13 protein-coding genes are annotated in these 12722 nt (G+C 60.5%); all 13 read right to left on the minus strand.

Going from position 1 to position 12722, the window contains the following annotated elements; translation table 11 throughout:
• The 13 genes from dusB to DWW51_RS03400 all read right to left on the minus strand — a co-directional run bounded on the left by dusB (window position 1) and on the right by DWW51_RS03400 (window position 12674).
• On the minus strand, window positions 1-1044 hold the full coding sequence (dusB, locus tag DWW51_RS03340; protein ID WP_117773523.1) for a tRNA dihydrouridine synthase DusB: 1044 nt from the start codon (window positions 1042-1044) through the stop codon (window positions 1-3).
• A gap of 4 nt (window positions 1045-1048) precedes the next feature.
• Complete coding sequence (gene lepA / locus DWW51_RS03345) at window positions 1049-2860, minus strand: translation elongation factor 4 (protein WP_117773570.1); 1812 nt, start codon at window positions 2858-2860, stop codon at window positions 1049-1051.
• Between the two features lie 95 nt (window positions 2861-2955).
• A complete protein-coding gene (gene rpsT / locus DWW51_RS03350) occupies window positions 2956-3222 on the minus strand; it encodes a 30S ribosomal protein S20 (protein ID WP_022094714.1) in 267 nt (88 codons plus the stop codon).
• A 133-nt stretch (window positions 3223-3355) separates the two neighbouring features.
• Entirely contained in the window at window positions 3356-4318 is a 963-nt protein-coding gene (gene holA, locus DWW51_RS03355) for a DNA polymerase III subunit delta (protein WP_117773524.1), read from the minus strand.
• 78 nt (window positions 4319-4396) lie between these two features.
• Entirely contained in the window at window positions 4397-6478 is a 2082-nt protein-coding gene (locus tag DWW51_RS03360; protein WP_161194496.1) for a DNA internalization-related competence protein ComEC/Rec2, read from the minus strand.
• A gap of 218 nt (window positions 6479-6696) precedes the next feature.
• Window positions 6697-7410 (minus strand): ComEA family DNA-binding protein, encoded by a 714-nt coding sequence (locus DWW51_RS03365; protein ID WP_117773571.1) that lies wholly within the window; start codon window positions 7408-7410, stop codon window positions 6697-6699.
• Between the two features lie 213 nt (window positions 7411-7623).
• Window positions 7624-8868: a tRNA uracil 4-sulfurtransferase ThiI gene (gene thiI / locus DWW51_RS03370; protein ID WP_117773526.1), complete on the minus strand. Its 1245-nt coding sequence runs from the start codon at window positions 8866-8868 to the stop codon at window positions 7624-7626.
• Entirely contained in the window at window positions 8869-9150 is a 282-nt protein-coding gene (locus tag DWW51_RS03375) for a DNA-directed RNA polymerase subunit omega (RefSeq protein WP_035138532.1), read from the minus strand. It lies immediately after the preceding gene.
• A 5-nt stretch (window positions 9151-9155) separates the two neighbouring features.
• Complete coding sequence (gene gmk / locus DWW51_RS03380) at window positions 9156-9725, minus strand: guanylate kinase (RefSeq protein ID WP_099431806.1); 570 nt, start codon at window positions 9723-9725, stop codon at window positions 9156-9158.
• Window positions 9726-10034, minus strand: a complete 309-nt coding sequence (mihF, locus tag DWW51_RS03385) for an integration host factor, actinobacterial type (RefSeq protein WP_006236130.1) — start codon at window positions 10032-10034, stop codon at window positions 9726-9728.
• 239 nt (window positions 10035-10273) lie between these two features.
• Entirely contained in the window at window positions 10274-10990 is a 717-nt protein-coding gene (gene pyrF, locus DWW51_RS03390; protein ID WP_117773527.1) for an orotidine-5'-phosphate decarboxylase, read from the minus strand.
• The gene (locus DWW51_RS03395; protein ID WP_006236128.1) at window positions 10984-11892 is read right to left on the minus strand and encodes a dihydroorotate dehydrogenase; all 909 of its coding nucleotides are present in this window, start codon (window positions 11890-11892) and stop codon (window positions 10984-10986) included. Before DWW51_RS03395 ends, pyrF begins: the two co-directional genes overlap by 7 nt.
• Before the next feature lie 14 nt (window positions 11893-11906).
• Window positions 11907-12674, minus strand: coding sequence for a dihydroorotate dehydrogenase electron transfer subunit (locus DWW51_RS03400; RefSeq protein WP_117736693.1), 768 nt, complete (start codon window positions 12672-12674; stop codon window positions 11907-11909).
• Between the last annotated feature and the right edge of the window lie 48 nt (window positions 12675-12722).

Here is a 12722-nt window from a genome sequence, read left to right on the forward strand (position 1 = left end):
TTAGGCCTCCAGCGGATGAGCAGGCACCGACTCGCCGGCGGCAAGCGCGGCCTCGCAGGCCACCACGTCGCGCTCGATATCATCGACCAGCGCCATAAACTCCTCGTACGTAGAGCAACGCACCACCTGAGCGCGCCAGGCGGCGGCATGGGGCATACCCTTTAAGTACCAGCTTGCGTACGTGCGAGCACGCGACATGAGCGGCAGAAGCTCGTGCGTCAACGTCAGGTGCTCGCGCAGAGCCTCCAGGCGCTCGACCGAGGAGCGAGAAGGAACCGGCGTGCCATCGAGTGCAAGGGCTCGGGCATCGCCGAACACCCACGGATTGCCGTAGATGCCGCGCGCGATAAACACCGCGCTGGCACCCGAGCCGTGCAGATGCTCAGCAGCGTCCTCGGCCGAGAACACATCGCCCGAACCAATCACGGGAATCTCGACAGCGTCGGCAACCTCATCGACGACAGACCAATCGGCCTGGCCCGTGTAGAGCTGCGTGGCGCAACGACCATGCACGGCGACTGCGGCAGCCCCTGCACTCTCAAGCATCTGGGCAAATGTCGCGGCATTGCGGTCCTCGGCATAAAAGCCCTTGCGAATCTTGACGGTCACGGGCACGTGCGCCGCGCCCACCGTGGCCTCGACGATCTTCTCGGCCAGGTCGGGCGTGCGCATGAGCGCCGAGCCCTCGCCCTTGGTAACGACCTTGCGGGCGGGACATGCCATGTTGATATCGATGAGCGACAGGCGATCGCCCACACGTTCCTCGACGGCAGCGACGGCGCTCGCAAACTGATCGGGTTTGGAGCCAAAGAGCTGCACGCAAATCTGCTGCTCCTCGTCGGCCGGTAGCACCAGGCGCCACGTCTTATTGCTGGCATAGGCAAGGCCCGCCACGCTCACCATCTCGCTGTAGGCAAGGTTGGCACCGCGGCGGCGGCACATGATACGGTAGGCAGGGTCGGTCACGCCCGCCATGGGAGCCATAAGGAACGGCTGCTCGGCATAGGCGCCCAGCAGCCGCTTGCTGTATTCAGAAAGCGCCATAGACCTACTCGTCCACCTTGAGGATCGCCATAAAGGCCTCCTGCGGGACCTCGACCGATCCGATGGCCTTCATGCGCTTCTTGCCCTCTTTCTGCTTCTCGAGCAGCTTGCGCTTACGCGAGATATCGCCGCCGTAGCACTTAGCAAGAACGTCCTTGCGACGCGCCTTGACGGTGGAACGGGCGATGATCTTGTTGCCGATAGCACCCTGGATGGGCACCTCGAACAGCTGACGCGGGATGATCTCCTTGAGCTTGTCGCACAGGCCACGGGCCAGGCCATATGCCTTGTCCTTATGGACGATAAACGAAAGCGCGTCCACCTCGTCGCCCGAAAGCAGGATGTCGAGCTTGACGAGCTCAGAGGGGCGATATTCGTTGAACTCATAGTCGAGCGAGGCGTAACCCTTGGTGCGGCTCTTGAGCTGATCGAAGAAGTCCAAGATGAGCTCAGCGAGCGGCATATCGAAGCGCATCTCGACCGATTTGCTCGTCAGGTGGATCATGTCGGTTGTGACGCCGCGGTGCTCGATGGCGAGCTGCATGACGGCACCCGTGTACTCAGGCGGGCAGATGATCTTTGCCTTGAGGTAGGGTTCCTCGATACGTTCGATGCGCGTGGCCTCGGGAAGGTCCTGCGGACTGCGGACATCGATCATTTCGCCGTCGGTCTTGTAGACGTGATAGTCGACCGAGGGACTCGTGGCAATGAGGTCCAGGTTGAACTCGCGCTCCAGGCGTTCCTTGACGACTTCCATGTGCAGCAGGCCCAGGAAGCCCACGCGGAAGCCGAAACCGAGCGCCACCGACGTCTCGGGCTCCCACACCAACGACGGGTCGTTGACGTGCAGCTTATCGAGGGCGTCACGCAGGTTCTCGTAGTCCTTGTTGTCGATCGGGAACAGGCCCGTGTAGACCATGGGCTTGGCCTCGCGGTAGCCCGGCAGAGGCTCGGGGCAGGGGTTCGAAGCCCACGTAAGGGTATCGCCCACGCGCACAGCCTCGGGGTCCTTCAGACCCGTGACCACATAGCCAACCTCGCCGACGGTCAGCGCGTCGACCGGGGTCTCGGCAGGACGCTTGACGCCCACGCCGTCGACCAAAAAGTCACCCTTGGCCTGCATCATAAGCAGAGTATCGCCCTTTTTGATGGAACCATCGAAGACGCGCACCGTAGCCACCACACCGCGATACTCGTCAAAGTACGAATCCAAAATGAGCGCTTTGAGCGGAGCGTTTGCATCGCCCTTAGGCGGCGAAATCAAAAAGACGATGGACTCCAGCAGATCGTGAATGCCCTCGCCGGTCTTGCCCGAGACGCACACGGCATCATCGGCGGGAATCGCCAGGTCGTCCTCGATCTCGGTCTTAACCTCGTCGGGATGGGCCGAGGGCAGGTCGATCTTGTTGATGGCGGGCACAATGTCCAGATTGGCGTTCATGGCGAGCGTCGCGTTGGAAACGGTCTGCGCCTCGACGCCCTGCGTGGCGTCGACAACGAGTACCGCGCCCTCACAGGCTGCCAGCGAGCGCGAGACCTCATAGGTAAAGTCAACGTGGCCCGGCGTATCGATCAGATTGAACTGATACGTCTCACCATCGTCGGCGTCATAGGAAACGCGGACGGCATTGGACTTGATCGTAATGCCGCGCTCGCGCTCGATATCCATGGTGTCGAGCAGCTGCGACTCCATGTCGCGTTCGTCGACGGTATGGGTGAGCTCGAGGATGCGGTCGCTGATCGTGGACTTGCCATGGTCGATATGCGCAACGATCGAGAAGTTGCGGATGTGGGAAATGTCAATTGAAGTATTCATGCGGACTATCTTACCCGAGCGGTACAAAAATGGAGCCTGTTCCATAAAACAGGCTCCATTTATGCGCGTAATCTGTGTGGTGTGAAATTTACAACTTAGGCGTTGATGCTGTTCACGAGCTTGGCAAGACCGGACTTGCGGTTGGAAGCCTGGTTCTTGTGGATAACATGCTTGGCGGCAGCCATGTCGAGACGCTTGGTGACGGTCTTGAGGGCAGCCTGGGCCTTCTCGGCGTCGCCCTCGGCGACGGCGGACTGGACGTGCTTGGTCAGCGTCTTGAGCTCGGACTTGACAGCCTTGTTACGCATGCGAGCTGCCTCATTGGTGCGGATACGCTTCTTCTGAGACTTGATGTTTGCCACTTCTGGAGTTCCTTTCGAGTTCCTTGCAAAAAATGTATGACACCTCTGAGACACGGTGAGGTCATGCAAGCGCCTACTATAGCACGCTCCCTCTCAAAGGGATAGAACGAATTTGTCAAATAGGCAGGTATCATCACGATTTTCTCAAGATGTTCGTAATCCAGAGCAAAAGCGCCGTCTGAGAATCGGCCGAACCCTTGAGCGCGAGCTCCACATCGACCGCACCCTCGAGCGCTGCGATGAGCTCTGCCATCGAAAAGCGACGTGCCCAGGTCAGGTGATTCTTGACCTGCCAGGACTGGAGCTTGAGCGTTGCGGCCAGCTCGCGACCCTGCCCACGCGCGTCGAGCGCCTTGGCGACGATAAGCTCGCGAATGCGACCGCACAGCAATGTGTAAGTCCACACGTAGCTCTTGGAGGGCAGGAGCTTAAAGAGCTCGAGCGAACGCCGCATATCGCGAGCCGAGACGGCGTTGAGGAAGTCCCAGGGTTGGACCTCGGCCGTACGAACAATCCAGCGCTCAACATCGGCAAGTTCAATCTGAGGCGACTCGACCATCTGGGCAAGCTTAGCCAAGTCGTTATCGAGCATGCGCGTGTTTTCGCCCGAACGCGAGACGAGCTCCTCGGCGGCCGCCGTCGAAATCGACTTACCGCGCTGCGTCGCCATCTGCTGAACACGGCGCGGCAGTTCCCAGCGCTTGGTACCCGAGCAATCGACGATAGCCTTCTTGTCGATCTTGGCGATTGCCTTATACAGGCGCGTATTCTTGGCAAGTGAGTCGGCGATGATGAGGCAGACCGTTGTGGGGCTGGGACTCGCCAGATACCCAACGAGCGGCTCCGAGACCGCCTTGGCGAGCTTTGAGCAGCCATCGAGGATTACCAGACGAAACTCACTGCCCATCGGAAAGGTGTTAAGCGATCCGATAATGGACTCGATATCGGGGTCCTTGGTCATGTCTCGCTCGTCGAGGTTGAACTCGACCATACCCGATTTTTCCAGACGCGCTTTCATACGCGAGACGGCGTGGTCGCGCTTAACTCCGTCGGTACCGACGATCAGATATGCCGGCAGCAAACCGGTTTCGGACATTGCGCCCCCCTCCCGCAGGCCTTCGTATTCGTTCCGTGCCATTCTAGCCCAGAGGCCCACCACACGCCAACGACGTCGTCACGGTCGCTGGCATCGCATCGCAAAGCAATTCGCAGTCGGTGTGACGGTAATGTCGCCGTGTTCGATGGTACACGCGAACACACCACCCGCTTCCTTAACGGCATCGATACAGGCATCGGACGGATGGCCGTATCGATTCCCCTCACCGGCGCTTGCGAGGGAAAGCTCGGGCTTCAGGACGTCCAGCAACTCGCCATCGACTGAAACCTTGGAGCCGTGATGCCCAAGTTTAAGGACATCGATATCCCCCACCTCCTGCACGAATTCCCGCTCTTGGTCGAGCTCGGCATCACCGGTGAGAAGTATTCGCAGGCCCTTGCCTTCCTGAACATAAGAGAGCAGCAGGACAAGCGAGTCCTCATTTCCCTCGCCATCCACGAACTCGAATGGCCACATCACGCGAGCGCAAAATAAGCCGATGTCGACCGTATCCCCACGGCGCACCTGCCGATACTCCACGCCAGGTCGGTTCAATACCTCGGCAGGAGCATCCTCCAGCGCATCCGCCGCCACGGCAATCGTTCCGACCGAAAACTGTTCGAGCACGGCAGGCAAACCACCCCAGTGGTCCTCATCCCAATGCGTCACAAAAACGGCATCGATATGGTGCACGTTATTGCGAACCAACGCCGCAACCACACGCTCGTCGAGCCCGCAGTCGACGAGAGCTACTGCGCCGCCTTGGCGGATAAGAATCGCATCGGCCTGGCCCACATCGAGCACCGTCACCGAAGGCGGAGCGAATCGATCCCAATAGACGTACGGAATCGCAGCCAAGAGCATCAGGCATGCAAGCCCCGCCGCCATAGGACGTGCACGGGGACGCGGCCACCAGACCAGCAGAACCGCCAGAAAACACGGCACTAGGTAAATCCACATGCTATCGGGCGGCACGCTCACGTATGCACCCGGCACGGCGGCAAACAGCTGCTCGAAGAACAGCGCGCAACGGGCGGCAATCATGGGCACAACGAGCGCCCAAGTCCGCAACGGTCCCACGAGCGAAAAGGGAGCCAGCACGATCGACACAGCGAGCAGTACGCTCACCACCGGACCGATGACCGCATTTGCCAACGGAGCAATGAGCGAGAATGTACCGAAGGCAGGAATGGTAATGGGAAGTGTCGCCAGTTGTGAGCACAGCGTGACGGAAAGCACGCTGGCAAAGCCTGATGGCACACCTAGCTCACCCAAAGCGTAGGTCGCATAGGGACAAAAGCACAGAATGGCTAAGACGCTGGCACACGAGAGTTGAAAGCCCATCTCGAACAGCACCGTCGGCCGCAGTAGCACAAAGATGGACATGGTTACGAAGAGTGCCGAAAGGCCGTGCCGACGACGCCCCGCGCCGTTTACGACAAGCGTCACGAACACCATGCAGCACGCACGCACGGCCGAGGGAGACGCCCCCGTAAAGGCAGCATAGCCGACAAGCGTTATCGCCAATATCGCCCGCTGAAGACCACGTGAGCACCGAGTCTTTTGCAATACACCCTCGATTACAAACCCCACGATAGCCAAATGGCTGCCCGAGACGGCGATAAGATGCGCCGTTCCCGTCACCGAAAACCAGTCGCCCGCCGGCTGGGCGCGCAGCTCGGCCGAACGACCGCAGGCGACACCGGCTATGAGCGCCCGCGCCGGGTCGGTCGCAGGCGCGATGGACGCAAGCAGCCCATTTCTCAGCCGAAGCAGCGGCACCGGAGAGCCCTCATCGACCGACACGACTCGAACGGCTTTAGCCTTGCGCACCTCGCCTCGGAGCACGCGCGATCGTCCATATGCATCGTTCTCAAAACGTGAAACGCGACCGATAACACGCACGTGCGCCCCGACCTTGAGCTCACGATCACACGATAGGCGAACCGTTGCCAAGTTCTTACCGTCCGCGCGTGCCTCGCAGGTATAGGAATACACGTCGTCGTTTATGGATGGATCACCCTGCACGACAAACTCGAGGCCGCTTGCCGCTCGACCGTCGAGCGCCCTCGAGGCGCTGAGCGCACCCACAGCCCACCACGCCGAGACGACCGCTCCCGCCACGAGACCGACGGACGCGGCATACAGCCACCGCTTCAAAGGGGCAAGCCTCGCACAAGAGTGAGCCAGCACAACGAAAACCGCTGCCGCAACGGGAATGGCCCATAGCGGCCCGACCGCCGTCGCCCGCTCCCTCAGCAGCGCATCAGCGGCTATGCTGAGCACCAAGGCGCAGCTCACGCACATGCCGGCACACAGGGCCATCGTCCACGGAATCAGGGGCCGCGGAGGTATCACGTGCTCTCGCTCGGTCGCACTCATACGCAGATGCAATCTTTGATTTTGGCAAGCTTCTTCTCGCCGATTCCCGACACGCGCATCAGATCGTCAACCGAAGCAAAAGCACCGTTCTTTGTCCGCTCATCGATAATCGACTGTGCCATTGAGGGACCGATTCCCGAGAGCGTCTGCAGCTCTGCCGAGCTTGCCGTATTAATGTTTACTAGGCCTGTTGCGCCACCGACGCCTGATGATGCGGAAGCCCCACCATCAACACCGGCTTCCGCAATGGACACCTGCTGCTCCCCTACCGTTGGAACGTGAATTTTTTGTCCATCAGTGACCTTGGATGCACGATTAAGCCCCGTAACGTCTGCTTCGGGCGCCAGCCCGCCGGCGGCATCAATCGCCTGAGCCACCCGCGCCCCGTCTTTGAGGCGATATACACCGGGTGACACCACGGCGCCATCAACATCGACATAGACCTCTGCCGCGGCAGACACCTTAGGCGAAGAGCCTTCGGATGTCTTTCCGCTCGAAGCATCGCCGGATCCCGGCACCACTAACGTGCCCGAACCATCAGTGCGCTCAAACGACACACCGCCGGCACCGCCGCCAAGGTTCGCCATCGCCAGCCCACTCGCCATCGCAATGACGACCAGTATCGCCATCACCACTGCCTTATGACCGAGCAGCTTGCCCGCCCAGCGGTCCATCTTTTTGACTCGTTCGTGTTGTTCGCGCTGCGCCATAGCAAAACCTCCCAACACCATCGTGTCAGGAAAGGAGCTCCACAACAGCCACGCCCCAAAACCGGTTTTTGCGGTCAAACCAAAAACCGACCAAAACCTTGCACAAATCTGTCCATTTATTCAGGCAAACGTCAGCAAATGAACACTTAGCCGCAAAATGCCCAGATAGCAAAAGACCGACGATGCAGGCGCATCGTCGGTCTATGCACAAATTTACTCGTGATCTTGGTAAATCTCACGCGGAGCAAGCTCCGAATGTTTGCGTTTTAAGGTCTTAGGGGCCTTATATGTGTTGCTCTCGAAGTCGATGTACTCGGTCTGCTTGAGCAGGCGCTCAATCATCTCCTCGTGGTCGAACAGCTCCCAGGCCTCGTGCACGGCATCGAGTTTGGCGTGCGTCTCGGGACGACGCGGCATAAACAGCGTGCAGCAGTCGGGAGCGGCCTCAGTCGAGATATCGAACGTACCGATCTCCTCGGCGCGTGCGATGATCTCCTGTTTGTCCGAACCGATGAGAGGACGGAACACGGGAATCTTCACGGCTTCGTTGACGGCCATGATGTTCTCAAGCGTTTGGGAGGCAACCTGCCCAAGCGATTCGCCCGTAACGATGGCCCTGGCACCCTCGATGTGTGCAATGCGCTCAGCAACCGAATACATAATGCGGCGATACATGATCACGCGCAGGTTGCTGGGACAGGTGACCGAAATCTCACGCTGGCAGTCGCCAAACGGCACCACGTACAGGCGGCCGATCTGGACACCCGGCTCAAGCGCACGGATGATGTCCTGCACCAGGTATTCACTCGTGTCGGGCGTCTGCGGACGACCGGAGAAATGCACCGGCACGCACACCGCGCCGCGACGCGCGAGCATCCAGGTCGCCACCGGAGAATCGATACCCGACGACAGAAGCGTCACGACCTTGCCGGCAGAACCCACCGGAAGGCCGCCAACGCCGCGCTCGGAGCGCGCATACACGTAGACACTACCCTGAACCACCAGAACGTGCACCATCGCGTCGGGGTCGTGCATCTGGACCTTTTTATCGGGAAACACCTCACACAGCACCTCGCCAACCTGTCGATTGATATCGATCGAGGTGAGCTCATAGTCAGTATTGGAGCGCTTGGCGTGCACCTTAAACGAATCGAAGGAACCAAACTCGCGCAGCGCCTTCACAGCGGCGGCGCAGTACTCCTGCGGGTCGCGGTTGGTGTGATACGCCAAAGACACACGGGCAACGCCGGGGACGGTGCGGATGACACGCGCCGCCTCGTCGGCCTGATGCTCGTTAAAGGTCACGAGGATATAACCGGAAATTCGAGACACGGCGTTCACGGAAAAGGCGGCCAAGGCCGCCTTGATGTTATCCATGAGGATATGCTCAAAATGTGCGCGGTTCTTGCCCTTCAGCCCAACCTCGTGATAGTGGACTAGGCAGACGCGAGCCGCCATTTAGGCTTCAGCAACCTTGTGGCCGAGCGCCTTCTCGTAACGGGCCTCGTCGTAAGAGATGTCGCCGTCGACAATCTCGTCCATAGCCATCGAGATGGTATCGGCACCGGAAAGCCCGATGGTGATGTCATCGACATCCTGAACGGCAAGCACGCGGTTGTGCTGGCCACGCAGCATGCTATTGATGTCGCAGGCGCGCTTGGAGGCAAGCGAAGCGAGCAGGAAGCGGTTGTGATCGGTCTTCTCCAGAAGATCGTCAATGCAAGGCTTTACAACGGACACGGACCTCAGATCCTTTCATGCATATCGAGAACGCGAACGAGCTCATCGGTCGCGCGGTCGAGATCGTCATTCACCACGACGTCGTCGTAGCGGTCGGCAAGGGCAAGCTCATCGGCGGCGTTTGCCATACGCAGCTCAATCGTCTCGGGCGTCTCGGTACCGCGACCGACTAGACGCTCGCGGAGCACCTCAAGCGAAGGCGGCTTGATAAAGATCAGCACGGCCTCGGGGAAACGCTCCTTCACCTGCAGGGCGCCCTGGACATCGATCTCCAAAATCAGAGACGAGCCCGAGGCGAGCTTGGATGTGACCTCGCTCACCAACGTGCCGTAGCAGTTACCGTGGACCTCGGCCCACTCAACAAACTCACCGTTTGCCACGCGGCGGTCGAACTCCTCGCGCGTCAGAAAAAAGTAGTTGACGCCGTCGACCTCACCTTTGCGTGGTGCTCGCGTGGTAGCCGAAACCGTCAGACCCAGGTTCGAGCGGCGCTCGCGCACACGAGTGACGAGCGTACCCTTGCCTGCGCCTGACGGTCCAGAAATCACAAAGAGCTTGGAATCCTGAGCGCTCACTTATTTGGTCAGCTGCTCGAGGAGCTGCTCGCGCTGACGGACACCGAGGCCCTGGACGCGACGAGTAGCGGAGATACCGAGCTCCTCCATGATCTTGGCGGCCTTGGCCTTGCCATAACCGGGGAGAGACTCGATGAGGGTGGAAACCTTCATGCGGGAAGCGATGGGGTCATCGGAGTTGAGCACGGACTCGAGGGACTTCTCGCCCTTCTTGATCTGCTCGCGAAGCTCAGCGCGGGCGTGACGTGCGGCAGCAGCCTTCTCAAGAGCCTGCTTGCGCTGCTCGTCGGTAAGCTGAGGGAGTGCCATTCGTACCTCCAAATAGTTGGGTTATATCTGATTCAATAATTGGCATTTTAGCACGTAGAACGTACAAAATGCCTAATCGCGGCTCCATAGGTTAGACGATACCCGCAAAAAGTGCAATATACTGCGCCCAAAGTTAAGCCCCTGACCTGCGATTCCACACAAAGGATGGGAAAGTTTACGCAGGCACAGGGGCTATTTTGTGCTAATGAGACCCAAAAGTGGTGACTTAGGGGAATCTTTTACGCGACGTTTTCGACCAGCTCGGCGACGATGGCGTCAAAGGCGGCAACCGGATCGTCGGCACCGGTGATGGGACGGCCCACCACAATGTGGCTTGCGCCACGCTCGATAGCCTGGGAAGGCGTCGCCACGCGAGACTGGTCACCAAGGGCGGCACCCACCGGACGCACACCCGGAGTCACGACCAGGGCATCAGGACCCAGCAGCTCACGCATGTCGTGAGCCTCCATCGGTGAGCACACGATGCCATCGATGCCACTGTCCTGAGCAAGCTTTGCCAAGCGGGCGGCCTCCTCGGCCACGGGCGACTCGACGCCGATCTCGCTCAAGGCATCCTGATTCATGCTCGTGAGCACGGTGATGGCGACGAGTTTGGCGCGGTCCTCACGCGCCTCCTCGGCACCCTCGCGGCAGGCAGCGAGCATAGCACCCGAGCCCAGGCCGTGGACCGAAAGCAGGTCGGCACCGGCAAGCGAGGCCGAGCGGGCAGCGCCGCGCACCTGATGCGGAATGTCATGGAACTTAAGGTCGAGGAAGACCTTAAAGCCAAGGTCCTTAAAGGTCTTGACGATCTGGGGACCCTCAGCGTAATAGAGCGTCATGCCGACCTTGAGCCAGGCGGCATGGCCCGAAAGCTCGTGGGCGAGCTCGAGCGCGCGCTCACGGTCGCAGTCGAGGGCGACGATAACACGGTCGCGGGCATCATTCTCTAGCATTCGAAAGCACCCACCAGCTCGTTGATGTCCTTTACGCCCTGGGACTCGGCCCAGGCCTCGAGCTCATGCGCGATCTTAAGCGAAGCGCACGGATCGACGAAGTTGGCCATGCCGACCGACACGCAGGTGGCGCCGGCCAGGATAAACTCAGCCGCATCCTCGCCAGTCATGACACCGCCGACACCGTTGATGGGGATATCGACGGCCTGGGCAACCTCCCAGACCATGCGCACGGCGATGTGGTGGCACAGCGGGCCCGAAAGGCCGCCCTTGGGCTTGGCCACGCGGGACTTGCGGGTATGGACGTCGATGGCCATGCCCTGGATGGAGTTGATGACCGAAAGGCCGTCGGCGCCGGCAGCCTCGAGGGCCTTGGCGATCTCGGCGACGTTGACCGGCGCCATCTTCACGAACAGCGGCTTATCGGTCACCTTGCGGCAAGCAGCCATAACGGAAGAGGCGCCCTCGGGCGTGGAGCCCATGGCGGCACCGCCGGCGGCGATATTAGGGCAGCTCACGTTGATCTCGTAGCCGGCAGCCCAGGGGCACAGCTCGACATACATCTCGAGTGCGCGGACAAACTCGTCAACGGAGTGACCGGCAACCTGACAGATGACCTGGCAGCCGTCCTTGGACAGCTGTTCGAGCCACGGACCGGACTCGCGGGCAAAGGCGGCCACGCCGGGGTTCTGAAGACCCACGGAGTTGATCATACCGCCGGGAATCTCGGCCATGCGGGGCGCGGGATTGCCGGGCCAGGGCTCGGCAGCGCAACCCTTGGTGGTGATGGCGCCCAGCTGGGAAACATCAAAGAAGTTCTGGAACTGCCAACCGTAGCCAAAGGTACCGGCTGCGGTGTTAATGGGGTTCTGCATCTTGACGCCGCCGAAATCGACGGCCATGTTCACGGTACCCACTAGAAGACCACCACCTTGGAAGCATCGAACACGGGGCCGCACATACAAGCACCCTTCATACCGTCGACCGTCTCGACATTGCAGGTGTTGCAGGCGCCAAAGCCACAGCTCATCATGCGTTCGAGCGACACCTCGCAGTACACACCGGCCTCGGCGGCAGCGGCGGCGACCTTCTTCATCATGACGGCGGGGCCGCAGCTGGCGACGTAGTCGTAGCCGCCCTCTCCAAGCAGCTCGGCTGCCGGATCGGTGCAAAAACCGTGCGTGCCGAGCGAACCGTCGTCGGTGCACACGTTAACCGTGGCGCCCAGCGCACGGAACTCATCGACACCCACGGCCTTGGAAGCGGTGCCAAAGCCCAGGCACACGTCCACATCAACACCCTGCTCGGCAAGCATGCCGGCAAGACACAGCACAGGCGGAACGCCGATGCCACCGGCGACGAGCAGTGCCTTCCTGGTGCCCTCGGGTACCATCCAGCCACGGCCACCGGGGCCCAACAGGTTAGAGGTGGAGCCAGGGCCCATCTGGGACAAACGGCGGGTATCGTCGCCCACGACAGCGTACCACAGCTCGACGGTGCCGGCCTCGGCGTCGGCGCGGTAGAAACTCAAGGGCACACGAAGCAGAGAAGACGCATCGCCGGGGACGGCGATGTTCACAAACTGACCGGGCTTGAGCGCACTTGCAAGCTTGGGGGCCGAGATAACGAGCGAGAAGATACCGTCGGCGATCTCCCGGTTCGAGACGACCTCGAAGTCGTGCATGCGTGCAGTGGAAGGTGTGGGCATAGACGCTCCAATCCCCCATGCGGT

This window comes from Collinsella sp. AF15-51, assembly GCF_003462845.1.
Taxonomy (GTDB): domain Bacteria; phylum Actinomycetota; class Coriobacteriia; order Coriobacteriales; family Coriobacteriaceae; genus Collinsella.

Coding starts and splice junctions, on each gene's coding strand:
- dusB (WP_117773523.1), bottom strand. CDS start 1,044: ATGGCGCTTTCTGAATACAGCAAGCGGCTGCTGGGCGCCTATGCCGAG.
- lepA (WP_117773570.1), bottom strand. CDS start 2,860: ATGAATACTTCAATTGACATTTCCCACATCCGCAACTTCTCGATCGTT.
- holA (WP_117773524.1), bottom strand. CDS start 4,318: ATGTCCGAAACCGGTTTGCTGCCGGCATATCTGATCGTCGGTACCGAC.
- DWW51_RS03365 (WP_117773571.1), bottom strand. CDS start 7,410: ATGGCGCAGCGCGAACAACACGAACGAGTCAAAAAGATGGACCGCTGG.
- thiI (WP_117773526.1), bottom strand. CDS start 8,868: ATGGCGGCTCGCGTCTGCCTAGTCCACTATCACGAGGTTGGGCTGAAG.
- mihF (WP_006236130.1), bottom strand. CDS start 10,034: ATGGCACTCCCTCAGCTTACCGACGAGCAGCGCAAGCAGGCTCTTGAG.
- pyrF (WP_117773527.1), bottom strand. CDS start 10,990: ATGCTAGAGAATGATGCCCGCGACCGTGTTATCGTCGCCCTCGACTGC.
- DWW51_RS03395 (WP_006236128.1), bottom strand. CDS start 11,892: ATGGCCGTCGATTTCGGCGGCGTCAAGATGCAGAACCCCATTAACACC.
- DWW51_RS03400 (WP_117736693.1), bottom strand. CDS start 12,674: ATGCACGACTTCGAGGTCGTCTCGAACCGGGAGATCGCCGACGGTATC.